The sequence below is a fragment of the Devosia elaeis genome (assembly GCF_001650025.1).
In the GTDB taxonomy this organism is placed as follows: Bacteria; Pseudomonadota; Alphaproteobacteria; order Rhizobiales; family Devosiaceae; genus Devosia; species Devosia elaeis.
The window spans coordinates 26,731-51,901 of the sequence record NZ_LVVY01000001.1 but is presented as its reverse complement, the minus strand read 5'-3'; the positions used below and the strand labels follow the sequence as shown (position 1 = coordinate 51,901).

Below are 25,171 nucleotides of genomic sequence, written 5' to 3'. Positions count from 1 at the left end.
GAAGGGAAGAATGATCATCGGCCTTGGCTCCGACCTCATCCAGATCGACCGCGTCGAACAGACCCTTGCCAAATATGGCGAGCGCTTCACCCAGCGCTGCTTCACCGAGATCGAGCGGAAGAAGTCCGATCGCCGCGCCCAGCGCGCCGCGTCCTATGCCAAGCGCTTCGCCGCCAAGGAGGCCTGCTCCAAGGCCCTGGGCACCGGCATTTCCTGGGGCGTCTATTGGCGTGACATGGGCGTGGTCAATCTGCCCTCCGGCAAGCCGACCATGCACCTGACCAATGGGGCGGCCAGGGCTTTGGCCCGCCTTGTTCCCGCCGGGCACGAACCCCATATCCACCTGACCATCACGGACGATGCCGGGCTCGCTCAGGCCTTCGTGATCATCGAGGCCCTGCCTATCAAGTCCGTTGACCCGGCTGGGACAAACGCCTAACCCTTCCGCACCGCCAACCGGGGAAGATCATGACCCAGCCTGCCGACAAGACCGCCAAGAAATCCGCCGCCAATGAGTGGGTCGAAACCTTCGTGGTCATCGTCGAAGCGCTGCTCATCGCCATCGTCATCCGCTTCTTCCTCTATCAGCCCTTTTCCATCCCTACCGCCTCCATGCAGCAGACGTTGATGATCGGCGACTATTTCGTCGCCAACAAATATGTCTGGGGCTACGGCAAGCATTCCTTCTCGCTCGGCCGCTATGGCGATTTCGCCCTGCTCGATTTCGAACTGCCGATCAATAACCGCATCCTGGGGCGCGATCCCAATCGCGGCGACATTGCCGTCTTCCGGCCCGTCCCGCAGAACATGGAATATATCAAGCGTATCGTCGGCCTGCCCGGAGACCGCATCCAGATGCGCGAAGGGCGCCTCTACATCAACGATGTCATGGTCGAGCGCGAGGAGATCGGCCGCAAGCTGGATACCGACAGCAATGGCGACACCCGCGAGGTCATCGTCTATCGCGAGACCTTCCCCGAGGGCACGACCCACATCATCCAGGAGATCGGGGACAATCTCTCGCTCGACAATACCCCTGAATACCAGGTGCCGGCCGGCCATTACTTCATGATGGGCGACAATCGCGACCGCTCCGCCGATAGCCGCGTGCTGAGCCAGGTCGGCTATGTGCCTGCCGTCAACCTTATCGCCAAGGCCGAGGCGCGCTTCTTCTCCATCAAGGACAATCTGCCGCCCTGGCAGATCTGGCAATGGCCCGCCAATGTGCGCTGGGACCGCATGTTCCAGTCGGTCTATGGCGACACGCCGTACGACACGGAAGCGCCGTGAGCCGCCGCGACAAGACCCACGAAAAGCTCCAGTTTCGTCTCGGCTACCGCTTTGCCGACCTCGACCTCCTGGAGCGGGCGCTGACCCATTCCAGCGCCATCTCGCCGGCAAAGCGTATCGATCGCTCCTATCAGCGGCTGGAATTTCTGGGCGACCGTGTCCTGGGGCTCGTCGTCGCCGACATGCTCTATCGCCGCTATCCCAAGTCCAATGAGGGCGATCTCAGCCGCACCCTCAATACGCTCGTGCGCAAGGAAACCTGCGCCGAAATCGCCCGCCAGCTCGATCTGGGCCGGGAGATGATCCTGGGCGACAGCGAGGCCCGCTCCGGCGGCGCCGACAAGGATGCCATTCTCGGCGACATTACCGAGGCGATCATTGGCGCCATCTATCTCGATGGCGGCCTGGAGCCCGCCCGGGCCTTCATCGAGCGCAATTTCGAGGACGTCTTGGCCGGCGGCCAAGCCAGCCGCGCCGATGCCAAGACCACCTTGCAGGAATGGGCCCAGGCGCGCGGTCTCGAGCCGCCCGCCTATGTGCTGGTCGGGCGCACCGGTCCCGATCATGCGCCCGAATTCACCATCGCCGTCGACCTTTCCGGATACGATCGGCTGGAAGCCACCGGTTCCTCCAAGAAGATCGCCGAACACAAGGCCGCCCAACTCTTCCTGGTCCGCCAGAAGGTCTGGAAGGAAATGCCATGAACACGCCCGACGAACGTACCGACACTTCCTGCGGCTTCATCGCCCTGGTCGGCGCCCCCAATGCCGGCAAGTCGACGCTGCTCAATTCTCTCGTGGGCACCAAGGTCTCCATCGTCACCCACAAGGCGCAGACCACCCGCAGCCAGGTGCGCGGCGTGCTGACGCTCGATTCCGCCCAGCTCGTCTTTGTCGATACCCCCGGCATTTTCGCGCCCAAGCGCCGGCTGGATCGCGCCATGGTGGAAAGCGCCTGGGGCGGGGCAGGGGATGCCGATCTGGTCGCCTTCATCCTCGATGCCGAGCGCGGCATCACGCCCGATATCGAAACCCTGCTCGAAGGCCTCGAAAATATCCGCCAGCCCAAGGTGCTGATCCTCAACAAGATCGATGCGGTCAAGCATGAGAGCCTGCTGGCCCTGTCCCAGACGCTCAATGAGCGCCTGCGCTTCGAGGCCACTTTCATGCTCTCCGCGCTCAAGGGCCATGGCGTCAAGGACTTCATCGATTGGTGCGTCAAGCACATCCCGCCCGGTCCCTGGCATTTCCCCGAGGATCATCTCACCGATCTCACCATGGCCATCACCGCCGCCGAGATCACGCGCGAAAAGCTGTTCCTGCGCGTCCACGACGAAATCCCCTACAATTCCACCGTCGAAACCGAGAGCTTCAAGATCCAGAAGGACGGCTCCTACAAGATCGATCAGGTCGTGTACGTCGCCCGCGACAGCCACAAGAAGATCGTCCTGGGCGCCGGAGGCCAGACCATCAAGGCCATCGGCGCCGAGGCCCGAAAGGAATTGATGGAGATGTACGAGGTGCCCATCCACCTCTTTCTCTTCGTCAAGGTCCGCGAAAAATGGGCCGAGGACCCCGAGCGCTATCGTGAGATGGGGCTGGAGTTTCCGAGTGGGAAGAACTAGCGGCTCGCTCTTCCCTTCTCCCCTTGAGGGAGAAGGTGCCCGAAGGGCGGATGAAGGGTTCTTTTTTCGGTTCTATCGTCATTACCCGGCTCGTCCGGGTAATCCATGCGATGCGGTAGATGGATTGCCGGGACAAGCCCGGCAATGACGTGGTGGACGGACTGCGTTATGGTCCTTCCACGGCGAGGTGCTCATGGAATGGACCGGTGAAGCCCTGCTGATCGGCGTGCGCCGCCATGGCGAATCCGGCGTCATTGCCGAGGCCATGGTGGCTGGTCGCGGCCGCTGCCTTGGCCTGGTGCGCGGTGGGCGCTCGACCAGGCTCGCCGCCACGCTCCAGCCCGGCAATATTGTCCAGCTCACCTGGCGCGCACGCCTCGAAGACCATCTGGGCACCTTCACCATCGAATTGCTGCGCGGTCGCGCTGCCGAGCTTATCACCGACCGCAAGCGGCTCTATCTTTCCCAGCTCGTCTGCGAGCACCTGCATCTGCTGCCCGAGCGCGATCCGCACGATCGTCTCCTCGGCATGGCCATCGATCTCATCGACCATGCTCCGGATGGTGCCGCGCTCGCCCGCTTCGAACTCGCTCTGCTCGACGAGCTTGGTTTCGGTCTCGATCTCGAAAGCTGCGCCGCCACCGGCGTCACCGAGGACTTGACCCATGTGTCGCCCAAATCCGGCCGCGCCGTCTCCCGCGCCGCCGCCGAGCCCTACAAGGACCGCCTCCTGCCGCTCCCCAGTTTCCTCCACGCCCGCGGCAATGCCTCCCCCGACGACATCCGTGCCGCCCTCCACCTCACCGCCCATTTCCTTCGCCAGCATGTCTGGCAAGCCCGCGACGTCGACCCGCCCACGGTTCGGGAGCCGCTGATCGACATGCTGAGCAAGGTGTAATCGACAAAAGGCCCCTCGCGACCGGTCCGATATGCCGCCATAGCCCGGAACTCCTGGGCAAAACACGATTCTGCAACCTGATTAAGTACCCTCGCCGCTATACTCTGCTCCTGATTCGTTCTCATGATTTGAGCCGCCCATGTCCGACGCCGATACTCTCCCGCCGCCAGACGATCAGCGCATCGTCGATCTCAAGCAGGCGCTCGAAGAGCGGTATCTGTCCTATGCGCTCTCCACCATCACCCAGCGGGCGCTGCCCGATGCGCGGGACGGCCTCAAGCCGGTTCACCGCCGCATTCTCCACGCCATGCGCCTGCTCAAGCTCGATCCCAATCAGGGCTACAAGAAAAGCGCCCGCATCGTCGGCGACGTCATCGGTAAGTTCCACCCCCATGGCGATCAGTCGATCTACGACGCCCTGGTGCGCCTCGCCCAGGATTTCGCCCTGCGCTACCCGCTGGTCGACGGCCAGGGCAATTTCGGCAATATCGACGGCGATAGCCCGGCCGCCATGCGCTATACCGAAAGCCGCATGACCGATGTGGCCACGCGCCTGCTCGAGGGCATCACCGAGAACGCCATCGACTTCAAGCCGACCTATGACGGCGAGGACGAAGAGCCGGTCGTGCTCCCGTCCAACTTCCCCAATCTGCTCGCCAATGGCTCCACCGGCATCGCCGTGGGCATGGCCACCTCGGTGCCGCCGCACAATCTGGTCGAGCTCTGCAACGCCGCGCTCAAGCTCATCTACAATCCCGCCGCCACCACCGATGACCTCGTTCATCCCGATCCGTCCGCGCCGCCGAGCATGGACGATCTGGTGCGCGGCCCCGATTTCCCCACGGGCGGCCAATTGGTCGAAAGCCGCGCCTCCATCGTCCATTCCTATGAGACAGGACGGGGCTCCTTCCGCCTGCGCTCTATCTGGGAAAAGGAGGAAAAGGGCAGGGGCGTCTATCAGATCGTCGTCACCCAGATCCCCTATGGCGTGCAGAAATCGCGCCTGGTGGAAAAGATCGCCGAACTGCTGCTGGCCAAGAAGTTGCCCCTGCTCAAGGACGTTCGCGACGAGAGCGCCGACGATATCCGCCTCGTGCTCGAGCCACGCGCCGGCACGGTCGATGCCGTCATCCTCATGGAGCAGCTCTTCAAGCTGACCGAGCTCGAAGTCCGTTTCAGCTTGAATCTCAACGTCTTGGACCACGGCACGGTCCCGCGCGTCATGAGCCTGGCCGATACGCTTCGCGCCTGGCTCGATCATCGCAAGGTGGTGCTGGTCCGCCGTTCCGAGCACCGCCTCGAACAGATCGCCAATCGCCTCGAAGTGCTCGAAGGCTATATCATCGCCTATCTCAATCTCGACGAGGTGATCCGCATCATCCGCGAGGAGGACGATGCCAAGGCCAGCCTCATCGCTGCCTTCAATCTCACCGACAATCAGGCCGAAGCCATCCTCAACATGCGCCTGCGCTCCCTGCGCAAGCTCGAGGAAATCGAGCTGCGCCAGGAACATGCCAAGCTGACCGAGGAAAAGGGCCGGCTCGAGGCCCTGCTTGGCTCCGACAAGCGCCAATGGGGCGAGATCGCCAAGCAGGTCGAAGCGCTGAAAAAAGCCTATCCGCTGTTCGAGGCCGATGGCGTGACGCCCCATGCCCTGGGCGCCCGCCGCACCATTTTCGGCAATGCGCCGGTGGCCGACGCCGCCGAAATCACCGAAGCCTTCATCGAGCGCGAGCCGATCACCGTCATTCTCTCCGAAAAAGGCTGGATTCGCGCGCCCAAGGGCCACAATGCCACGATCGACGAGAAGGGCTTCAAGACCGGCGACCGGCTGAAACTCGCCATCAATTGCGAGACCACGGACAAGCTGCTGATGCTCACCACCGGCGGCAAGGTCTATACCCTGGGCGCCGACAAGCTCCCCGGCGGCCGCGGCCAGGGCGAGCCCGTCCGCATCATGGTCGATATCGAGGAGGGACAGGACATCGTCGATCTCTTCGTCTTCTCGCCCGGCAAGCAGCGCATCATCGCCTCGTCGGCGGGCTACGGCTTCATCGTCAACGAGGATGACCTGATCGCCAATACCCGCAAGGGCAAGCAGATCCTCAACGTGTCCGCCCCCGAGGAAGCTCGGCTCATCGTGCCCTGCGAGGGCGACCGCGTGGCCGTCATCGGGCAGAACCGCAAGCTGCTCGTCTTCCCCATGGCCCAGCTCGCCACCATGGGCCGGGGCAAGGGCGTGCGCCTGCAGCGCTACAAGGATGGCGGCATTTCCGACATCAAGACCTTCTACGCCGCCGATGGCCTCACCTGGACCGACAGTTCCGGCCGCACCTATTCCAAGCCCACCGAGGAACTGGTCGACTGGCTCGGCGACCGCGCCGCCGCCGGCCGGCAACCGCCGACCGGCTTCCCGCGAAACAACAGGTTTGTTGGGTGACGACGGACCGCGCAGCGGAAAAACGCTCGCGTGGAACCGCCTCTTTACCTCTCCCTTGGGGGAGAGGGCGGCGCGCAGCGACGGGTGAGAGGGCCTTTTGATGAATCAAGATATCAAACCTTCCCGCTAACCAACTCGAGCGACTCGCAAAATGATCCGCCACTGCGTCTTCGTCCGCTTCCGCTCCGACATCCCCGATGCCGAGCGCAGCGCCATCTATCTGCAGCTTGCCGATCTGAAAAATGTGATCGAAGGCTTCCTCGCCATCGCCTATGGCCCCAATGTCTCGCCCGAAGGGCTGCATCAGGGTTTCACCGATGGCTTCATCATCGACTTCGTCGATGAAACGGCCCGCGACGCCTATCTCGTGCACCCCGATCACAAGGCGGCCGGTGCCGTCTCGTAGCCGCCCTGGATGGCGGCCGCGATGGCCTCGTCGTCTTCGATATCGTGGTGTGAGCGCTGCCTTCCGCTTCACCATTGAGCTGAGAGGGCTGTCTATCCATCCCATCGTCACCACCGGGCTTGTCCCGGTGGTCCATGCCCACGGCAAGATGGATTGCCGGGATAAACCCGGCAATGACGACAAGCTCAGGTGAGAGCGGACGCCGTTTTAATCAATGAGTGAAATGTTCTATTCCGCCAGCCGCTTCCAGCCCTGCGGCCCGCATTGCACTTCGAGCGGCCGATAATCGCCCTTATAGGCCATTTTCGGCGAATCCGGCACCCAATAGCCCAGATAGACATAGCTCAGCCCGGCCGAGCGAACCTGGGCGATATGGTCGAGAATGAGGAAAGTGCCGAGGCTCCGATGGGCAAAATCGGGGTCGTAGAAGGAATAGACCATGGAAAGCCCGTCGGGCATCACGTCGGTCAGCGCCACGGCCACCAGCTTCTGGTCCGGCGTGTCCCGCAGCCGGTATTCCACCAGCACCGACTGCACCGGCGTATCCTCGACCATGTATTCATAGTCCTGATAGCTCATCTGCGTCATGCCGCCGCCATCGTGGCGGGCCTCGAGATAGCGCTTGAACAGGTCGTATTGCTCCAGCGTCGCCGCCGTCGGCCGCACGGCGATCCCGATATCGTCATTGCTCCGCTGCACCCGGCGGAAGCGCCGGGAGGCGGTGAATTCGCGCGTGACGATCCGCACCGATTGGCAGGCATTGCAGCCCTCGCACGCCGGGCGATAGATCAGGTTCTGGCTGCGGCGGAAGCCGTTGTCGCTGAGCAATTGATGCAGCATGGAAGCCCGCCGCCCGGATAGGTGCGTGAAGAGCTTGCGCTCCATGCGGCCCGGCAGATAGGGGCACGGCATGGCGGCGGTCAGGAAGAGCTGGGTGGTTTCCGGCGTCTGGTCGGTCATCGAGGACCTAAGCTGAAGCGAACGCCCCCAGTCTAGCGCCGAGTCCCGGGCCGGGCAACGCCTCACTCGCCGTCGTGATAATCGTCCGGCTGGCGGCTCCGCCGCCAGTGCCGCATCATCGGCGAACGGCGCACCATCAGCGTGCCCATGATCAGGTCATGGATCATCTGCCGGCGCGGCGTGAACAGCGCGAACAGGATCGTGACCGGCCAGGAAATCCAGAAGGTCAGCCAGAACAGCAGCGCATGAAAGATCGCCATCCAGCCGTCGAGCGGCTGCGCGCGCGTCGGCGTCAGCACGATATCCATCATCTGCATGCCCACGGTCGCGCGCTTCGGCGAGCCCAGGGTCAGCGCGTAATAGATGACGATCGCCGCCGGCACCACGAAGAGGAGGGTCAGCCAGGCCAGTCCGAAGGTGAGGAAGCCCAGGATCAGGCCCAATATGGCCAGTGCCAGCGTCAGCACGCCGATCAGCACGAGGTCGATGAGATAGGCGGTCACCCGCCGCGTCAGCAGCCCGTCGAACAATTCGGGGGCGGTCGAAGGGTCGGGCAGATAGGGGCGTGCGGCAAAATCCTGGCTCATGGCCCACAAATTGTCACGGCATCCGGCCATTGCAAGAGGGACGGGCACAGATTTGTCACTGCATCTGTCCCCGCGCGCCCGAGGGGACTACACTGGCCTATTGTAAGCCTTGCCCGAGTCGCCGTATCTGCCCGGCGCCCTTCCGGAATTGTTCATGTCTATTGCCGCTTCCCCCGCGCCGCTGACGCATCAGCCTTTGCGCGGTCTCGTCCTCATCTTGGGCGCGACATTGCTCTTTGCCTATAACGACACCACCAACAAGCTGCTCATCACGGAGTACAATGTGCCCATGGTGACGGCCATTCGCTATATCGGCCACTGCCTGTTGATGCTGGCCATCGTCGCCCCGCTCCATGGTCGCGAAATGGTGCGCACGCAGCGCACCGGGCTCGTCCTGCTCCGCGCCGGCAGCCTGGCGTTCGGCTCCTTCCTCGTCAGCCTGGCCTTGCAGCGCATGCCCGTCGCCGAAACCACGGCCATCGTCTATCTCTGCCCCGTCCTCGTCGTGCTGCTCTCGGGCCCGATCTTGAAGGAAAAGGTCGGCCCGGCGGCCTGGATCGCGGCTCTCGTCGGCTTTTCCGGCGTGCTGCTGATCGCCCGGCCCGGTGGCGGGCTCGATCCCTGGGGCGTTGCCTTCGTGCTGGGCAATGTCGTCCTCGCCACCGCCTATAATCTATTGTCCCGCGTGCTCGCCCATACCGAGCGCACCATGGCCATGCTGTTCTATTCGGCGCTGATCGGCGCCATCGCCTTCGGCATTTTCCTGCCCTGGACGCTGCATGGCGCGGCGCCCACGCCGCTGCAGGTCGTGCTGTTCATCGGCCTGGGCGTCTCCGCCTGGCTTGGGCACTACCTCTTCACCCAGTCCTATCGCTATGCGCCGGCGGCCCTGGTAGCCCCCATGACCTATATGCACCTGGTTTGGGCGGGCATTCTGGGCTGGCTGGTCTTCGGTCACGCCCCCGAGCCGATCGCCTTGGCAGGCATGGTGCTGGTGGCCTGCGCCGGCATCATCAGCGCCATTCGTCCGCGCCGGGGCAAGCGCCCCGCCCAGCTCGCCGCCGAAGATGGCACCACCGAGCGCGCCGGCTAGAGCGGTTCAGGTTTTGAGGGAAGCGGCCCTATCGCCCCCTCCCCCTTGAGGGGAGGGATGGGGAGGGGTGGTTTGGCGAGCCACTGATGACCCCCTCCCTCAACCGCTCTTAAGGGTGAGCAAAGCAAAAGAGCCGTGATTCCAACGCAATGTGGATTGCTTTAAGGGCATCTAACCCAATCCGGATCGTCACCCTCGGGCCTGACCCGAGGGGTCTTTGTTTTGGGTCTATCGCAACCGCTTTTGGTCGAGCCCGAGGGTGACGAGCGGTGGGTGAGGGTGGTTCGGTTATCCAGCCAAATGTGCACCGCCCTAGCCGCCCAGCTTGCGGGCCATTTCCAGCGCGTAATAGGTGAGCACGCCATTCGCCCCGGCGCGCTTGAAGGCCCAGAGGCTTTCCAGCACCGCCGCATCGCGATTGATGGCGCCCGCCGCGCCCGCCATCTCGATCATCGCGTATTCCCCGCTCACCTGATAGGCGTAGATCGGCACGTTGAACGCATCCCGGGCCCGGCGCACCACGTCGAGATAGGGCAGGCCCGGCTTGATCATGATGCTGTCCGCGCCCTCTTCGATATCCTGTTCGATCTCGCGCAGCGCCTCGTCGGAATTGGCATAATCCATCTGATAGGTCAGCTTGTCGCCCTTGAGCCGGCTGCCCGAGCCGACCGCCTCCCGGAACGGCCCGTAGAAGCACGAGGCATATTTGGCCGCATAGGACATGATCTGCACGTGGTCGAACCCCTCGGCATCGAGCGCGGCGCGGATCGCGGCCACGCGCCCATCCATCATGTCCGATGGCGCGATGACATCTGCGCCAGCCCGCGCCTGCACCAGCGCCGACTTCACCATCACGGCCACGGTCTCGTCGTTGAGGATTTGCCCGTCGCGCACCAATCCGTCCTGCCCGTCGCTGGAATATTCGTCCAGCGCCACATCGGCGATCAGCCCGATTTCCGGCACCGCCGCCTTGATCGCGCTCAGCGCCTGGCACATCAGGTTGTCGGGATTATACGCTTCCTCGGCATTCTCGCCGCGCAGATGGTCCGGCGTATTGGGGAACAGCGCCAGCGCCGGAATGCCGGCATCCCGCGCTTGTCTCGCCGCTTCGACCAGCAGGTCGACCGACAACCGCTCCACGCCGGGCATGGTCTTTATCGACGTCTTCTCGTTCTGCCCCTCGATCACGAAGAGCGGCCAGATCAGGTCGCGCGGCAGCAATTGCGTCTCGCGCACCATGGCCCGGCTCCACTCGGCCTGCCGCAAGCGCCGCAGCCGCCTTCCCCCGAGAAAAGACATATCGTGCTTGGGCCAGCCCTGACTCATGATCTCTATCCGTTTTTCGGTCGGGAAGGGGCCTGCGCCCCGCATCGGTCCTAGCAGACAGGCAGCGCCCCTCCAAGGCAAAGCTTGTCGCAGCGGGCCGGTCGTATTATCAAGCCGCATGCTCTTCCAGGCGCCCGGTTTCGCACTCTATATCCGCATCATCGCCGTGATTGCCCTGTTCCTGGGGCTCAGCGATGCCGCTCGCCTGCTCGGCGTCAATATGGGCTCGGCCAGCCCCGTCGCCGTCATGGGCTTTTCCGGCTTTGCCTATCTGGCCGTGTTCTCGCTGGCCCGGCTCTTCGCCGCCGTCGGCCTCTGGATCAAGGCCTCCTGGGGCGCTGTCCTGCTTGTCGCCGCCACCATTCTCGAGCTGGGCCTCTATCTCTCCGGCAATCCTGATATCCGCATCACCACGTTCGGCCTGGTCCTGCGCGCCGCGATTCTGATCGCGCTCCTCGTCATCTTCGTTCTCGGCCTCCGCATCAGGCGCGCCCAGGCCGATTAACCCGCCTTGACCGGGTGAAACTGCTCGATGGTAATCTCCTCGGCCAACGCATCCTGCGGCCCGCCAAAGCTCGTGACGGTGGTGAACCAGCGCGTCACCTCGTCCCCGATACGGAATTCCAGCGGCAGCAGCACGGTGTTGCGTGCGCCGCCCTGCCTTCGTTCCAGCGCCGCCGCGCCGTCCTGCCGCATGGCCCGCATCAATGTTTGCGCCACCGCCGATTGCGGGCCATGCCGCCTTGTCCCGTCCCGCAGCCGGTGCAGCAGATAGAAGGCCACTTCGTCCCAATTGACGATTGCCGCTCGCACCGGACCCGGCAGGAACACCAGGTCGCAGAGATTGAGCGCTCCGCCATCCGGCCGCTTGCCGCCGAGCAGCGCCCAGGCTGCCGGATTGGCCTCCAGAATGTCGAAGCCGGCATTCAGCACCAGCGCAGGGTAGGGGGCATGCGCCACCAGCAGCAGTTCCGCCGCCTGCCGCACCTCGGCCATTTGCGGGCTCAGCCAGTCGCTGTCGCCGAATTGCGGGGCGAAGCCCGCTGCCACCAGCAGGCCGTTCCGCTCGCGCAGGGGCAGGTCCAGCGCCTCGGCCAGCCGCATCACCATGCCCGGGCTGGGCCGCGCCCGCGCCGATTCCAGAAAGCTCAGATGCCGCGGCGACACGTCGGCCGCCAGGGCCAGCGCCATCTGGCTCATTCCGCGCCTGTTGCGCCATTCTCGCAGGGCTGTCTCGAACATGCCGGCCTCCTTGCCGCCGACATTGCCGCAAGGGCGCCGGCAATTCCATTACCTCGGAGGGAATTGAGGCGATGACCTGCCGGCGGCAGCATGGGTCCATCATCAACACAGCCGAGGACCTCGCCATGACCGACCTATCGCTCGCCGCTCAGGCCCGCTCGCCAAAAGCCTTCTACACCATCGATGCCGCCATCTCGGGAATCCTGGGCATTGCCCTGCTCGCAGGCGCCGGGCCCATTGCCGATCTGGCCGGCATGCCTGCGGCCGCCGGCTTCCTCATGGCCGTCGGAGCCTTCCTCCTCCCCTGGGCGCTGTTCAATTACGCCATCGGCACGGCGACTGGCCCCGCCTGGTCCGCTATCCTCGCCAATATCGCCGGGGACGCTGCCTGGGTGGCGATCAGCATCCTCCTGCTGGCAACGCATTGGACCGCGCTCAACGGTCTCGGCCAGACCCTCCTGGCCGGCCAGGCGCTCTTCGTCGCCATCGTCTTTCTCACCAAGCTGCGCGGCGCGCCATCGCTTCGCCGCTCGTGACGGCAACCCGCTTTACCCCTTGGAAAGGTTACAATTTTCTGACCCCGCGTAAGGCCCCGTTAAGCCAAATTCTCATTGCTTTCCAGTAAGATAGTTTTAAGCGTGTCGCTTAGGGCGATCTTAGCCCGACCGCCGTAGTTTGGCCTCATGAGATGCGAAAAATCGCACGCAAGTTTTACAGTGAGGCACAAATGGCAATGAAATCGAACGCGGCCGAGGCGCTTACTCCGGAACGGAACGAAGGGCTCAAGCCACTCTATCTCGAAGCGGTTTCCCGCGTGGAGCGCCTGCATCGCCGTCTGCTCGATCTGATCAAGGACGAGTTCGACCGCATGGGCTGGGACGATATCAACCCCGTCCAGGCTCTGCTGATGTTCAACATCGGCGATGCCGAGCTCACCGCCGGGGAACTGCGTTCGCGCGGTTACTACCTGGGCTCGAACGTGTCCTACAACCTCAAGAAGCTGGTCGAGACCGGTTACATCTTCCAGGAGCGCTCGCGCACCGATCGTCGTTCGGTCCGCATCCGCCTGACGCCCAAGGGCGAGGAAGTGGCCGAAGTGATCGACGAGCTCTATGACCGTCACCTCAAGTCCATCGACAAGGTCGGCGGCCTGGGCGACGACGAGTTCGACAACCTCAACAAGGCGCTGGCCCGCCTCGAGCGCTTCTGGGTCGACCAGATCCTCTACAAGCTCTGACCGGAGCCAACCGGCGGAAAACTCGGCACGTGGTGGCGTGTTGCCTCCATGCCACAACTGCTGACGCGACGCCGGCCTTCGGGTCGGCGTTTCTTATTTGCGCCGCAAACTGGGAGCAGCGCCATTACCGGTTGGAAACCATTTCCTGACAAAGGATGTGGTTGCCCGGACCATTCACATCGCGTTGACCATGATTGTGAGTCCGGGCCAAGCAATGGTATCGCCCGCTGGGATGGCGGCTGGTCTGATGGGTGACGACATGCGGTTGAACAGACGCAAGTTTTTGGGTTCCGTGGCGCTCCTGGGCGCCAGTGCAGCACTGCCTGCGGCGCGCGCACAGGATGGTGGCTCGCTTTTCGACATGTTTGGCACCGGCAGGGTGCTGCGCGAAACTGATCGCGCCGGCAACACGGCCGCCGCCCAGGCCCTGATCGCCACCAACGAGCCGATCCTGTCCTATGACACGCTGAACAATCTCCAGCTCGCCATCGCGCAATACGAGCCCTTCGTCGCCGCCGGCGGATGGGAAGAAATCCCGCAGCAGGCCTACCAGCTCCAGCTTGGCGCCTCCTCGCCGGCCGTGGTGCAGGTCAAGCGCCGCCTGATTTCCTCGGGCGACATGCCGCTGGTCGAATATGCCAACGACATCTTCGATGCCGATGCCGATCGCGGCGTCCGCTCCTTCCAGGCGCGCCACGGCCTGGTCGTCAATGGCCAGATCGACGAGGCCACCTGGTATGCGATGAACGTGCCGGCCGCCACCCGCCTGCAGCAGCTCTATCTCAACTATACCCGCGTCCAGCAGATGGCGCCGACGCTCACCGACCGCTATGTGGTCGTCAACATTCCGGCCGCCACCATCGAGGCCGTCGGCGGCTCCATGGTCGAGCAGCGCCACACCGCCGTTGTCGGCCGCGTCGATCGCGCCACCCCGATCCTGGCCAGCAAGATCCACCAGATCAATTTCAATCCCTATTGGCACGTGCCCAAGTCGCTGGTCCGCCAGGACCTGACCAAGTACATGCTGGAAAACCCCAATTACCTCGCCGAGCAGAATATTTTCATCTACGACGGCAGCGGCAACACGATCGATCCGGCCACGATCGATTGGGCGAACATCACCGATGCCCAGGTGAACTACATGTATCGCCAGGAGCCGGGCGCGGCCAATTCCATGGGCCATTGCAAGATCAATTTCTACAACAAGCACGACGTCTACCTGCACGACACGCCCACCAAGGCGCTGTTCGGCGAGAATGCCCGCTTCCATTCCTCCGGCTGCGTCCGCGTCGAAGGCGTCAACGAATTGGTGACCTGGCTGCTGCGCGACAATGGCGACTGGGATCGCTCCCGCGTCGACCAGACCTTCGATTCGCTGCAGCGTCTCGATGTGGCCATCAGCAACCAGGTGCCGATCCACACCACCTACATCACTGCCTGGGCCAACAGGCAGGGCACGGTCAGCTTCCGCGACGACGTCTACCAGTTCGACGCCCAGGGCAAGATCACCTTCGAAAGCTAGACGCGGTGCCGAAGGCAAATTCGCTCCAGTGGAGCGAATTTACGCGGCTAGGCCATGAGAGCTACGCTCGAATGGCACGAACCCTCCACAAACGCGATCTCCCCCTCGCCCCTTGCGGGAGAGGGACAGAACAATCTGCGTCCAGCAGATTGTTCAGGGTGAGGGGGGCTCTCCACGCACGCAGTGCTTGAGAGACCTGGCGGTAAGCCGGGCTTCCCGCCTCATCCAAAATCCGTTAGCCTCCACCCATCGGAGGGCTCATGAGCAACGGCGCAGTTCTGTTCGAATTCGTCCAGATCGGCCAGCAGATGCGCGTCGCCGCCATCGACGAGGCCACGGGCATCGAAGTCGTGGTCATCACCCCGCTCAACGCCGCCCGCGAACACATGCAGCGCCTCGCCATGGCCAAGCTGCAACGCCGCCTCGCGTCCGAGGCTGCCCCCGCGCCGCCCACAAACGGCAAATTCGCCTGAGCCTCCCTTGGGAGGCCCGGCGAGGGGAATAAACCTCGCCTCATACGGGCTGCGGTCCCCCTTGGAGGGGCGTGTTCCCTTTGGACGCTTTCCTCACCCACGGCGTCATTCCCGCGAAAGCGGGAACCTCTGTTCGCGGCCTCTATATCGGGGATGACATCGTGAAATCCGCCGCTTTGCCCTCGGGTCAGGCCCGATGCAAAGCCATGCGTGGGCCGCCATATCGACCCTGAAACCCGCTACCCCCTTTCCCTCGCGCCCGTTCTGCGGCATAACCGTCTCGTTCGCGCGACTGGCGAGAAAAGATGGGGAACCATCGGGGAACGCGAACCTGAGAGAGCCGCTCGCCTGGGCACCCATTCGTCAACCAGGGGAGCCCCATGACATCATCCCGAACCTGTCGCTCTTGGAATCGCGCTTTGCGCCATGATATGAGCGCGTCCAAGCCTGTTTGCTCCGTCTTTTGCGAGGTCTTTTTCTCATGAGCCCCACGTCATCCTCGCTGTATCCGCAGTTCTTCTCCAACACCCTGGCCGAGACCGATCCGCAGATCGCCGAGGCGATCGAGCTGGAGCTGGGCCGTCAACGCCATGAAATCGAGCTGATCGCGTCCGAAAACATCGTGTCGCGCGCCGTGCTGGAAGCGCAGGGCTCGATCATGACCAACAAATATGCCGAAGGTTATCCCGGCAAGCGCTATTACGGCGGCTGCCAGTTCGTGGACATCGCCGAAAACCTGGCCATCGAGCGCGCCAAGGAATTGTTCGGCGCCGGCTTTGCAAACGTGCAGCCCAATTCGGGTTCGCAGATGAACCAGGCCGTGTTCCTGGCGCTGCTCCAGCCCGGCGACACCTTCATGGGCCTCGATCTCAATTCCGGCGGCCACCTCACCCATGGGTCGCCCGTCAACATGTCGGGCAAGTGGTTCAACGTCGTCTCCTATGGCGTGCGCAAGGATGATCACCTGCTGGACATGGACGAGGTCGAACGCCTCGCCCACGAGCACAAGCCCAAGCTGATCCTCGCCGGCGGCACGGCCTATTCGCGCATCTGGGACTGGAAGCGCTTCCGCGAGATCGCCGACAGCATCGGCGCCTATCTCATGGTCGACATGGCGCATATTGCCGGCCTCGTCGCCGGTGGCGTTCACCCCTCGCCGGTGCCCCATGCCCATGTTGTGACCACCACGACCCATAAATCCCTGCGCGGCCCGCGCGGCGGCATGATCCTCACCAATGACGAGGACATCGCCAAGAAGATCAACTCGGCCGTGTTCCCCGGCCTGCAGGGCGGCCCGCTCATGCATGTCATCGCCGCCAAGGCCGTGGCCTTCAAGGAAGCGCTGCAGCCCGAGTTCAAGGCCTATGCCCGGCAGGTGGTGGACAATGCCCGCGCCCTGGCCGAAGCGCTCAAGGCCCATGGCCTCGATGTGGTCTCGGGCGGCACCGACAACCATCTGATGCTTGTCGATCTGCGCCCCAAGAATGCCACCGGCAAGCGCGCCGAGCAGGGCCTGGGCCGCGCCTATATCACCTGCAACAAGAACGGCATTCCCTTCGATCCGGAAAAGCCCTTCGTGACCTCCGGCATCCGTCTGGGCACCCCGGCGGGCACCACCCGCGGTTTCGGCGTGGCCGAATTCCAGGAGATCGGTTCGCTGATCGTGGAAGTGCTCGACGGCCTGCGGGAAGCCAATTCCGACGAAGGCAATGCCACGGTCGAAGCCGCCGTGCGCGAGAAGGTGAAGGCGCTCACCGCGCGCTTCCCCATCTACGCCTAAAAGCGAGACGAAAGGGTAACAATGCGCTGCCCCTATTGTGGCAATGACGATACCCAGGTGAAGGATAGCCGCCCGACCGAGGATTCGGGCGCTATCCGCCGCCGCCGCGTGTGCAATGCCTGCGGCGGCCGCTTCACCACCTTCGAGCGCGTGCAATTGCGCGACCTCACTGTGGTCAAGAAAACCGGGCGCAAAGTGCCCTTCGATCGCGAGAAACTGGCCCGGTCCGTCAATACCGCACTGCGCAAGCGCTCGGTCGATCCCGAGCGCGTCGAGCGCATGATTTCCGGCATCGTTCGCCAGCTCGAAAGCCTGGGCGACGTCGAAATCACCTCCGATCAGATCGGCGAATATGTCATGGAAGGCCTCAAGGGGCTGGACGACGTGGCCTTCGTCCGTTTCGCCAGCGTTTACAAGAACTTCTCCGCTGCCGACGATTTCCGTTCCTTCCTCACCGAACTGGCCGAGGACCAGCGGGAACTGCCGGGCGAGGACGATTGATCGCGCCCTTCGCGCGGCGGGAAACATTCCTTCATCCTGCCGGAAACCATCCCTGCCGCCCGCGCCGAACATGCGCTATCATGCCCATATTGGCCTTGGCGCAGGGAGAGTGCTGATGGATTCCTATGGCGTGCGTTTCCCGGTGCCGGAAGGCGCGGGCCGGGGCCTGCATTTCCTCGTCGTGGAAGGGCGGGCCTATCCCCGCATCGCCGATGAGATGAAGCGCGGCGCGCTCGCCGCGCTGGATGCCGCCGGCGCGAGCCACGAGGTCATTGCCGTGCCCAGCGCCATGGAAGTGCCCGTTGCGCTCGCAATGGCCATTGAAACCGGGCGGTTTGACGGCTATGTGGCCTTGGGCTGCGTCATTCGCGGCCAGACCAATCATTACGTGGCGGTGGCCGGCGAGAGCATTCGCGCTCTGGCCGAGCTGGCCGTTGTCGATGCTCTGCCCCTGGGCATCGGCATCCTCACTGTGGAAACCGAAGCACAGGCCTGGATCCGGGCCAATGTACAAGATCAGGACCGGGGAGGGGATGCGGCCCGCGCTGCGCTCGTTCTGTCCGGCATAAAAGCGAAGCTGAATGACTGACCATCCGAAACGCGATTCCGCCAAACCCCGCGTCGCCAATCAGCGCGGCGCCGCGCGTCTGGCCGCCGTGCAGGCGCTTTACCAGATGGATGTGGGCCGCGCTTCGCTCGAAGATACCCTGGCCCAGTTCGGCAGCTTCCATCTCGGACGCGAGATCGAAGGCGAGCAATATCTCCCCGCCGATGCGGATTTCTTCCGCCAGATCGTCAGCGGCGTGGCCAGACATCAGCTTGAGATCGATCCCTCGGTCGACAAGGCCCTTGCCGAAGGCTGGCCCATCGAGCGCGTCGATGCGACGCTTCGCGCCATTCTGCGCGCCGCCGCCTTCGAATTGCTGCGTCGCCGCGATATTCCGGCCCGCGTCGTCATTTCCGAATATGTCGATGTCGCCCGCGCCTTCTACGAAGACGACGCCTCCGGCCTTGTCAACGCGGCGCTGGATGCCATGGCCCGCAATGCCGGCGCCGATCTGGCCTGAACCGGATATCCATTGACGCGGGGGCAGGGCGGCCGTCACATGGTCCTCCCTTCCGGAATCGCGCCATGAACACCAGCCGCAGCCAATCCTACCGCAATATCGGCCTGCTCTCCGCCGTCCAGGCCCTGGGCGGCTCGTCGTCCTCGATCATCATGTCCGTGGCGGCCCTCGCCGCGGTCGGCTTCGCGCCCGATCCGAGCGCGGCGACCCTGCCCACCACGGCCATGATCATCGGCCTGGCCCTGGCCACCTCATTGGCCACCATGATCATTTATCGGCTCGGGCGCAGCCGCGGCCTCATGCTCGGCGCCGCCATCGGCATTCCGGCGGCCCTGCTGGCGACCTTGGCCGTCGTGCTGGGCAATTTCTATCTCTTCGCGGCCGCGCTCTTTCTCGTCGGGGTGTCCGGCGCCTTCATGCAGCAGGTGCGCTTCGCCGCCGCCGACAGCGTTGATCCGGACCTCAAGAGCCAGGCTATTTCCTGGGTCCTGTTCGGCGGCGTGGCCGCCGGTTTCCTCGGGCCGCAATTGAGCGTCACCACCCGCACCTGGATTGCCGGCGCCGAATATGCCGCCAGCTTCCTCGTCATAGCCGTGCTCTCGCTGCTGTCGGTCTTCGTGGTGGCCTTCACCCGCCTCGCGCCCACGCGCGTGCCGGGCGCGCCCGCCGGGCGAGGCCGCCCGCTTTCCGTGCTCCTGCGCCAGCCGGAAATCGTCACGCCCATGATCGGCGCCGCGCTCACCTATGCGCTCATGACCCTCATCATGGTCGCGGCGCCCCTGGCCATGGTCCATTTCTGCGGCCATGCCCCGGCCGAGGCGGCGGGCGCCATTCAATGGCACGTCGTCGCCATGTTCGCGCCCAGCTTCGTCACCGGCGCCATCATCAAGCGGCTCGGCGCCCATCTGGTGACCGCCATCGGCCTGCTGCTCATCATCGTCTGCGCCGCCGTGGCGCTCAACGGCATCAGCGTCGGCCATTTCACCGTCACGCTGATCCTGCTCGGCGTGGGCTGGAATTTCGGCTTTATCGGCTCCACCACCATGCTCGCCACCAGCTATCGTCCTGAAGAGGCCGGCCGCGTCCAGGCGGTCAACGAGCAGGTGGTGTTCGGGAGCAGCGCCCTGGCCTCGCTCGGCTCGGGCTTCCTGTTGCAGGTGCTCGGCTGGGAGGCCATCAACATGTTGGCCATTCCCCTGGCTGGCGCGGCGATCCTGCTGCTCGCCCTCGGCGCCTATCGCCAGCGCCTCGCCTGAAACGAAAAGCCCCGGCGCGGGGCCGGGGCTTTCTCAATTCTCTGCGCGATGACGATCAGAAGGATTCCAGGATCGACTCGATGAACGTCTTGTCCTGCCCGAAGGACGGCGTGCGGCGCGTCTCCACGTCGATGGCGCGGCCGTCCTCGAGCGTATAGATCGAGCGCTCGGTAACGCGCTTGTTACGGTCGAAATAGACCGCCAGCACCGTGCGCTCCTGCACCATGGTCAGGCCGAACGAGGTCTGGTTCACCTTGGTCTCGATATAATACCAGGCCGTCTGCTCGCCGAACGTATTGGTCGATTGCGGCGAGCCCAGCACGGTCTGCACCAATTGCTGGCTCTGGCCCGGGCGGATTTGCTGCAGCGCGGAAGCGGGGATTTCATAACCCTGGGTGCGCTTGGACACGAGCGACGTGCTGCTGGTGCAGCCGGCGAGCGCGACCGCGAGAAGTGCAGCGGCGACGGAGGCTTTGGCAAGACGCTGGGGCATGAATTTGACTTTCCCGATGGCTCTCGACTATAGGCGTGGCAACAAGGCGCGTGCCCGTTGGGCGCCGGAATGTGTAGCGGTCAACTTGGCTGTCTGGCAAGCTGGCAATGATCCGGCATCCAATCCCGACCGTGTTTGACCGATACCGACGCTGAGTGCAATCCCATGATATTGTCTTTGTTCCGCAAGAACACTGCCACAGAGCCGGTTTACGCCGTCTATAATTCCATTGTGGCGCAATCCCGGCAGCCTTTTTTCTATGCGCAATGGCACGTGCCGGACACCGTGACCGGCCGCTTCGACATGATCAGCCTGCACATGGCGCTGCTGTTCCGGCGGCTGCGCAACGAGCCCAAGGACGTCAAGGCCTTCAGCCAGGCGGTTTTCGACCTGTTTTTCAAGGACATGGACCGTTCCCTGCGTGAAATGGGGGCAGGGGATCTCGGCGTGCCCAAGAAAATCCAGAAAATGGGCAATATCTTCTTCGGCCTTCTGGCCGCCTTGAATGAAGCGCTGGACCGCAACGATCCCGACGCTTTGGCGGCGGTGATTTCCCGCAATATCTTCGATGGTGCCGACAGTCTGGACGTCCGGGCCCTGGCCGCCTATGTCGCCGAGCGCGATGCCGCGCTGGCCGCGCAATCGGTCCGCTCCATCACCGGCGGCGACGTGCGCTTCGAGGCCGCCGCGTGAGCCGCGCCCCCGAGCCGATCTTCGATGCGGTCGTGCGCATCGACAAGTTGCCGGCCGCCGGCCGCTCGGTGAATGTCGAGGCCGACGAGGCGACCCGCGCCGCCATCGCCGCGGCTATGAACATCCTCTCTGTCGAGCATTTTTCGGCCAGATTGACCGTCACGCCCCTGCGCGGCGGCCTGCGGGCGCTGGGACATCTGGATGCCGCGGTCACGCAGGCCTCCATCGTCAGCTTCGAGCCCGTGGCCCAGCGCATTGCCGAGGATATCGACCGCGTCTTCCTGCCGGCCCCGCGCGATCACACGCCGCCGGCGCCGGGCTCGGAAGTGTTCATCGACCTCGAGGACGAGGATTTTCCCGACCATATCGATGGCCCCGAGGTTGACCTCAGCGCCTTGCTGCTGGAAACCCTGGCTCTGGCGCTCGATCCCTATCCCCGCCGGGAAGGCGAATCGCTGGAGGCGCTCGACCTCACCCTGGACGAGCCGGAAGCGGGGCCTTTCGCCAAGCTCGCCGCGCTCAAGGGCGGCCAGGACGACAAGGACTGACCTGCGGGGCTTGCGCCGCAGAGTTGATGTTATATGTTTGCGAGCCTGCCCTGACGGGCCGAAATACGGGCTGAAATGACCGATTATATAACGATTTCCGTGGACGCGATGGGCGGAGACAATGCCCCCCGCGCCGTGATCCACGGGGCCCATCTGGCCCTCAAGGAGCGCAAGAACACGCGCTTCATCTTCCATGGCCTCAAGGACCGGATCGAGCCGCTCTTGGATGAATTTCCGGCGCTCAAGCCCGTCTCGCAGGTGCGCCATTGCGAAACGGTGATCGCCATGGACGAAAAGCCCAGCCAGGCCCTGCGCAAGGGCAAGGGCACCTCGTCCATGTGGATGGCCATCGAGGCGGTCAAGAACAAGGAAGCCGATGTCGCCATTTCCGGCGGCAATACCGGTGCCCTCATGGCCATGTCCACCTTCTGCCTGCGGCCCATGGACGGCATTTCCCGGCCCGGCATCGCCGCCATCTGGCCCACCCTGCGCAGCGATATTATCGTGCTCGATATGGGCGCGACCATCGGGGCCGATGCCCGCCAGCTCGTCGATTACGCCATTCTGGGCTCGGCGCTCGCCCGCGCCCTGTTCGATTCGGACAATCCCAGCGTTGGCCTGCTCAATGTCGGCACCGAAGAGGTCAAGGGCCTCGAATCGATCAAGGAAGCCGGCAAGATTCTTTCCGAGGCCAGCGGCGCCGGCTTCACCTATCACGGCTTCGTCGAAGGCGACGATATCGGCAAGGGCACGGTGGACGTGGTCGTCACCGAAGGCTTTGTCGGCAATATCGCCCTCAAGACCGCCGAAGGCACGGCCCGTCAGGTGGGCTCCTATCTGCGCAGCGCCCTCAAGGCTAATCTCATGAGCCGCATCGGCGCGCTCTTCGCGTCCTCGGCGCTCAATGCCCTGCGCCGCAAGATGGATCCGCGCACCGTCAATGGCGGCGTGTTCATGGGCCTCAATGGCATCGTCATCAAATCCCATGGCGGCACCGACGAGATCGGCTACAAGAGCGCGCTGGGCCTCGCCTATGAAATGGCGCGCAGCCGGCTGATGGACAAGGTCGGCGACACCATGCAACGCTTCCCCATTCACACGGCGGCGACCGAGCCGTCCACCGAGACCGAGGCCAAATCGGCGTGACCAGAATCCGTTCCGTCATTCGTGGAATCGGCAGCTACCTGCCGGCGAGAATCCTTACCAACGAAGAACTGGCCAAGACCGTCGATACGTCCGACGAATGGATCCAGCAGCGCGTCGGCATCAAGGAACGGCACATTGCCGCCGAGGGGGAATTCACCTCCGATCTCGGCGTGGCCGCTGCCCGGGCGGCGCTCGACAATGCGGGCCTGGCCATCGCGGATATCGATCTCATCGTGGTGGCCACCACCACGCCCGATTATACCTTTCCCTCGGCCGCTACGCTGATCCAGATGAAGCTGGGCATGCATCACGGCTTTGCCTTCGACATCCAGGCGGTCTGCTCCGGCTTCGTCTATGCCGTCACCACGGCCGATACCTATATCAAGGCGGGCCTGGCCAATCGCGTCCTGGTCATCGGCGCCGAAACCTTCTCCCGCCTGCTCGACTGGACCGACCGCACCACCTGCGTGCTGTTCGGTGATGGCGCCGGCGCGGTGATCATGGAGCGTGCCGAACTGGCCGACGGCGAGCCCGAGCGCGGCGTCCTCTCCTCCGCCCTGCGCTCCGATGGCCGCCATTGGGACAAGCTCTATGTCGATGGCGGTCCCTCGACCACCGGCACCACCGGCGTCGTTCACATGCAGGGCCCGGAGGTCTTCCGCCATGCCGTGGGCAAGATCACCGACGTGGTCTATCAAAGCCTCGAACAGGCCGGCTATTCGGTGGACGATCTCGACTGGTTCGTGCCGCACCAGGCCAATAAGCGCATCATCGACGGGGCAGGGGCCAAGCTTGGCCTGCCGCCCGAAAAGGTGGTCACCACCGTCGATCTGCATGCCAATACCTCGGCCGCTTCCGTGCCGCTGGCGCTGAGCGTGGCGGTGGCCGATGGCCGGATCAAGCCCGGCGATCTCGTCATGCTCGAAGCCATGGGCGGCGGCTTTACCTGGGGCGCCGCGCTCATTCGCTGGTAGCGCATGGCTGCGCATTGACCTTAAGCGTTTCAAGGCGTTAGTGTCTTCGATGGGTGGAGGAACCCGGCGTGGCATTCACGGGCGAAGACCTTTTTGCCGCGTCGTTCTGGGGAAGCTATTCCCGCTAGATCAGCCAGGCCCTTCGGGGCCGGGGAAGTGCATGACCCAAACCAACAAGGGGGTGCGAATGACGCAGAAGACGGTAACGCGGGCGGACTTGGCCGAAGCGGTTTATGGTTCGGTGGGTCTTTCCCGTACTGAGTCGGCCGAATTGGTGGAGCGTGTGCTCGAACTGATTTCCGACGCTTTGGTGACGGGCGCCAATGTGAAGCTCTCGTCTTTCGGCTCCTTCCAGGTGCGGTCCAAGAACGAGCGCATCGGCCGCAATCCCAAGACCGGCGAGGAAGTGCCGATCCTGCCGCGACAGGTTCTTGTGTTCAAACCGTCCAATGTGTTGAAGTCCAAGATTAACAAGTCTATGGTCTCCGCTGGAAAGTAAGGTTTTCTTACCCGGGAGATCTGTGGTTTGGACAAGTCGCCAGACGCGTTCCGCACCATATCGGAAGCCGCGGAGGAGCTCGATCTTCCCCAGCACGTCCTGCGTTTCTGGGAAACCCGCTTCGCCAATATCAAGCCGCTGAAGCGCGGCGGCGGCCGCCGCTATTATCGACCTGAAGACGTGATGCTCCTGCGCGGCATCCGTCATCTTCTTTACGATCAGGGTTTTACCATCAAGGGCGTCCAGCGCATCCTCAAGGATCAGGGTCCGCGCTATGTCATCGCCGTGGGCGAGGGCAAGGGCCTGGACGAAATCCTGCCCATGATCGAGGAAGCCGAAGCGGCCAGCGACGAGGCCGAAATCGAGGAAGCCGTGATGCTGGCCAGCCCCGCGCTGGACCAGGAATCGCGCGACAAACTCTCCGAAGTCCTCCGCGAACTGCTGGAATGCAAACGCATCCTGGAACGCGCCCGCGAGCATTGACGTCAAGCGCGATGCCCACCTCCCCCTTGACGGGCTTCGAGCCGTCCCGCAGGGCAGATCGCGCCAGTGGCGCGATCTGAGGCGAGAAGGCCATGAGCGCTATGCGCGAATGGCATGCGGGCGCGGCAAACGCGATGCCCACCTCCCCCTTGACGGGGGAGGTAGCGCAGCTTGGCCGACAGGCCTAGCGAAGCTGGGAGGGGGTGCTCCCGCGCACCGGCGCCTGATTTCAGCACCCTGCCGCCCAACCCCCACCCCAGCCCTCCCCGCAAGGGGGAGGGTGCCGCATCGCGTCTGAGGCAGCGTCCTCCCATAGCCTGTCACTTCGCGCAGGCCGGGGCCCACCTCCCCCTTGACGGGGGAGGTAGCGCAGCTTGGCCGACAGGCCTAGCAAAGCTGGGAGGGGGTGCTCCCGCGCACCAGCGCCCTACACTTGGCCCCACCCGTCTCCGCCCTCAGCCGATCCACCCTCTCCCCGACGGGAAGAGGAACAAGAGGCGTGCACCGGCCCATTCTTCTCCCCCTCGGGGAGAAGGTGGCCCGAAGGGCCGGATGAGGGGGATGCCTCCACCCGCACAGAACTTGGCAAACCGCCCCCCTTTCCTGTGGAATTCACGTTCCATCCACCGCAAA

General features: G+C 63.9%; 30 protein-coding genes and 1 riboswitch. Of the genes, 25 read left to right on the top strand and 5 right to left on the bottom strand.

From position 1 onward, the window contains the following. Nucleotides 1-10 precede the first annotated feature (10 nt). The 8 genes from acpS (at nucleotide 11) to A3840_RS19530 (ending at nucleotide 6,851) form a co-directional block, all read left to right on the top strand. Nucleotides 11-439 carry a holo-ACP synthase gene (gene acpS / locus A3840_RS00285; protein WP_067450105.1) on the top strand — a complete coding sequence of 143 codons (429 nt, stop codon included), beginning with the start codon at nucleotides 11-13 and terminating at the stop codon, nucleotides 437-439. A 29-nt stretch (nucleotides 440-468) separates the two neighbouring features. Next, a complete protein-coding gene (gene lepB, locus A3840_RS00280; RefSeq protein WP_067450102.1) occupies nucleotides 469-1,290 on the top strand; it encodes a signal peptidase I in 822 nt (273 codons plus the stop codon). After that, complete coding sequence (gene rnc / locus A3840_RS00275) at nucleotides 1,287-1,994, top strand: ribonuclease III (protein ID WP_067450099.1); 708 nt, start codon at nucleotides 1,287-1,289, stop codon at nucleotides 1,992-1,994. The genes lepB and rnc overlap by 4 nt, the downstream gene beginning before the upstream one ends. Then, nucleotides 1,991-2,914: a GTPase Era gene (gene era, locus A3840_RS00270; protein WP_067450096.1), complete on the top strand. Its 924-nt coding sequence runs from the start codon at nucleotides 1,991-1,993 to the stop codon at nucleotides 2,912-2,914. The genes rnc and era overlap by 4 nt, the downstream gene beginning before the upstream one ends. Before the next feature lie 193 nt (nucleotides 2,915-3,107). Next, the gene (recO, locus tag A3840_RS00265) at nucleotides 3,108-3,812 is read left to right on the top strand and encodes a DNA repair protein RecO (RefSeq protein ID WP_067450093.1); all 705 of its coding nucleotides are present in this window, start codon (nucleotides 3,108-3,110) and stop codon (nucleotides 3,810-3,812) included. Nucleotides 3,813-3,951: 139 nt separating this feature from the next. Further along, a complete protein-coding gene (parC, locus tag A3840_RS00260; protein WP_067450090.1) occupies nucleotides 3,952-6,252 on the top strand; it encodes a DNA topoisomerase IV subunit A in 2,301 nt (766 codons plus the stop codon). A 151-nt stretch (nucleotides 6,253-6,403) separates the two neighbouring features. Continuing rightward, the gene (locus A3840_RS00255; RefSeq protein ID WP_425388826.1) at nucleotides 6,404-6,658 is read left to right on the top strand and encodes a Dabb family protein; all 255 of its coding nucleotides are present in this window, start codon (nucleotides 6,404-6,406) and stop codon (nucleotides 6,656-6,658) included. A gap of 49 nt (nucleotides 6,659-6,707) precedes the next feature. Next, a complete protein-coding gene (locus tag A3840_RS19530; protein WP_165603095.1) occupies nucleotides 6,708-6,851 on the top strand; it encodes a hypothetical protein in 144 nt (47 codons plus the stop codon). Nucleotides 6,852-6,886: 35 nt separating this feature from the next. On the opposite strand, the gene A3840_RS00250 is transcribed toward A3840_RS19530, so the two are convergent. Together A3840_RS00250 and A3840_RS00245 are read right to left on the bottom strand one after the other, a co-directional pair. Then, complete coding sequence (locus tag A3840_RS00250) at nucleotides 6,887-7,618, bottom strand: arginyltransferase (RefSeq protein WP_067450086.1); 732 nt, start codon at nucleotides 7,616-7,618, stop codon at nucleotides 6,887-6,889. Nucleotides 7,619-7,680: 62 nt separating this feature from the next. Beyond that, complete coding sequence (locus tag A3840_RS00245; RefSeq protein WP_067450084.1) at nucleotides 7,681-8,205, bottom strand: RDD family protein; 525 nt, start codon at nucleotides 8,203-8,205, stop codon at nucleotides 7,681-7,683. 154 nt (nucleotides 8,206-8,359) lie between these two features. Here A3840_RS00245 and A3840_RS00240 point away from each other — a divergent pair, with 154 nt between their 5' ends. Further along, a complete protein-coding gene (locus A3840_RS00240) occupies nucleotides 8,360-9,298 on the top strand; it encodes a DMT family transporter (RefSeq protein ID WP_067450373.1) in 939 nt (312 codons plus the stop codon). 312 nt (nucleotides 9,299-9,610) lie between these two features. Here A3840_RS00240 and hemB read toward each other — a convergent pair whose 3' ends face one another. Then, nucleotides 9,611-10,624, bottom strand: coding sequence for a porphobilinogen synthase (gene hemB, locus A3840_RS00235; RefSeq protein WP_067450371.1), 1,014 nt, complete (start codon nucleotides 10,622-10,624; stop codon nucleotides 9,611-9,613). A gap of 118 nt (nucleotides 10,625-10,742) precedes the next feature. Here hemB and A3840_RS00230 point away from each other — a divergent pair, with 118 nt between their 5' ends. Then, nucleotides 10,743-11,129 carry a DUF6163 family protein gene (locus A3840_RS00230; RefSeq protein ID WP_067450081.1) on the top strand — a complete coding sequence of 129 codons (387 nt, stop codon included), beginning with the start codon at nucleotides 10,743-10,745 and terminating at the stop codon, nucleotides 11,127-11,129. Here A3840_RS00230 and A3840_RS00225 read toward each other — a convergent pair. Then, complete coding sequence (locus A3840_RS00225; protein ID WP_067450077.1) at nucleotides 11,126-11,866, bottom strand: MmyB family transcriptional regulator; 741 nt, start codon at nucleotides 11,864-11,866, stop codon at nucleotides 11,126-11,128. The genes A3840_RS00230 and A3840_RS00225 overlap by 4 nt on opposite strands. Nucleotides 11,867-11,991: 125 nt before the next feature. On the opposite strand from A3840_RS00225, the gene A3840_RS00220 reads away from it, so the two are divergent. The 9 genes from A3840_RS00220 (at nucleotide 11,992) to A3840_RS00180 (ending at nucleotide 19,702) form a co-directional block, all read left to right on the top strand. Beyond that, nucleotides 11,992-12,402 (top strand): hypothetical protein, encoded by a 411-nt coding sequence (locus A3840_RS00220; RefSeq protein ID WP_067450368.1) that lies wholly within the window; start codon nucleotides 11,992-11,994, stop codon nucleotides 12,400-12,402. Nucleotides 12,403-12,593: 191 nt separating this feature from the next. Further along, nucleotides 12,594-13,103, top strand: a complete 510-nt coding sequence (gene ldtR / locus A3840_RS00215) for a transcriptional regulator LdtR (RefSeq protein ID WP_067450074.1) — start codon at nucleotides 12,594-12,596, stop codon at nucleotides 13,101-13,103. Nucleotides 13,104-13,368: 265 nt separating this feature from the next. Beyond that, nucleotides 13,369-14,625, top strand: coding sequence for a L,D-transpeptidase family protein (locus A3840_RS00210; protein WP_165603094.1), 1,257 nt, complete (start codon nucleotides 13,369-13,371; stop codon nucleotides 14,623-14,625). A gap of 260 nt (nucleotides 14,626-14,885) precedes the next feature. Next, the gene (locus A3840_RS00205) at nucleotides 14,886-15,098 is read left to right on the top strand and encodes a DUF6898 family protein (protein WP_067450071.1); all 213 of its coding nucleotides are present in this window, start codon (nucleotides 14,886-14,888) and stop codon (nucleotides 15,096-15,098) included. A gap of 278 nt (nucleotides 15,099-15,376) precedes the next feature. Next, nucleotides 15,377-15,459: riboswitch (ZMP/ZTP riboswitch) on the top strand. 120 nt (nucleotides 15,460-15,579) lie between these two features. Beyond that, on the top strand, nucleotides 15,580-16,878 hold the full coding sequence (gene glyA / locus A3840_RS00200) for a serine hydroxymethyltransferase (protein ID WP_067450068.1): 1,299 nt from the start codon (nucleotides 15,580-15,582) through the stop codon (nucleotides 16,876-16,878). Nucleotides 16,879-16,899: 21 nt separating this feature from the next. Next, nucleotides 16,900-17,379 (top strand): transcriptional regulator NrdR, encoded by a 480-nt coding sequence (gene nrdR, locus A3840_RS00195; protein WP_067450066.1) that lies wholly within the window; start codon nucleotides 16,900-16,902, stop codon nucleotides 17,377-17,379. A gap of 115 nt (nucleotides 17,380-17,494) precedes the next feature. Then, a complete protein-coding gene (gene ribH / locus A3840_RS00190; protein WP_067450063.1) occupies nucleotides 17,495-17,968 on the top strand; it encodes a 6,7-dimethyl-8-ribityllumazine synthase in 474 nt (157 codons plus the stop codon). Next, a complete protein-coding gene (gene nusB, locus A3840_RS00185) occupies nucleotides 17,961-18,446 on the top strand; it encodes a transcription antitermination factor NusB (protein ID WP_067450060.1) in 486 nt (161 codons plus the stop codon). Before ribH ends, nusB begins: the two co-directional genes overlap by 8 nt. A 65-nt stretch (nucleotides 18,447-18,511) precedes the next feature. Continuing rightward, a complete protein-coding gene (locus tag A3840_RS00180; protein WP_067450058.1) occupies nucleotides 18,512-19,702 on the top strand; it encodes an MFS transporter in 1,191 nt (396 codons plus the stop codon). A 55-nt stretch (nucleotides 19,703-19,757) separates the two neighbouring features. Here the strand turns inward: A3840_RS00180 and A3840_RS00175 are convergent, their stop codons facing one another. Then, nucleotides 19,758-20,195: an outer membrane protein assembly factor BamE gene (locus A3840_RS00175; protein WP_067450055.1), complete on the bottom strand. Its 438-nt coding sequence runs from the start codon at nucleotides 20,193-20,195 to the stop codon at nucleotides 19,758-19,760. 165 nt (nucleotides 20,196-20,360) lie between these two features. On the opposite strand from A3840_RS00175, the gene A3840_RS00170 reads away from it, so the two are divergent. The 6 genes from A3840_RS00170 (at nucleotide 20,361) to A3840_RS00145 (ending at nucleotide 24,538) form a co-directional block, all read left to right on the top strand. Further along, nucleotides 20,361-20,888: a ubiquinol-cytochrome C chaperone family protein gene (locus A3840_RS00170; protein ID WP_067450052.1), complete on the top strand. Its 528-nt coding sequence runs from the start codon at nucleotides 20,361-20,363 to the stop codon at nucleotides 20,886-20,888. Further along, nucleotides 20,885-21,436 carry a YceD family protein gene (locus A3840_RS00165; protein ID WP_082903525.1) on the top strand — a complete coding sequence of 184 codons (552 nt, stop codon included), beginning with the start codon at nucleotides 20,885-20,887 and terminating at the stop codon, nucleotides 21,434-21,436. The genes A3840_RS00170 and A3840_RS00165 overlap by 4 nt, the downstream gene beginning before the upstream one ends. Nucleotides 21,437-21,511: 75 nt before the next feature. Beyond that, nucleotides 21,512-22,582 carry a phosphate acyltransferase PlsX gene (plsX, locus tag A3840_RS00160; RefSeq protein WP_067450049.1) on the top strand — a complete coding sequence of 357 codons (1,071 nt, stop codon included), beginning with the start codon at nucleotides 21,512-21,514 and terminating at the stop codon, nucleotides 22,580-22,582. 5 nt (nucleotides 22,583-22,587) lie between these two features. Further along, nucleotides 22,588-23,556, top strand: a complete 969-nt coding sequence (locus A3840_RS00155; RefSeq protein ID WP_067450359.1) for a beta-ketoacyl-ACP synthase III — start codon at nucleotides 22,588-22,590, stop codon at nucleotides 23,554-23,556. A gap of 187 nt (nucleotides 23,557-23,743) precedes the next feature. Next, on the top strand, nucleotides 23,744-24,055 hold the full coding sequence (locus A3840_RS00150) for an integration host factor subunit alpha (RefSeq protein ID WP_067450356.1): 312 nt from the start codon (nucleotides 23,744-23,746) through the stop codon (nucleotides 24,053-24,055). A 27-nt stretch (nucleotides 24,056-24,082) separates the two neighbouring features. Next, complete coding sequence (locus tag A3840_RS00145) at nucleotides 24,083-24,538, top strand: MerR family transcriptional regulator (protein ID WP_067450033.1); 456 nt, start codon at nucleotides 24,083-24,085, stop codon at nucleotides 24,536-24,538. Nucleotides 24,539-25,171 lie beyond the last annotated feature (633 nt).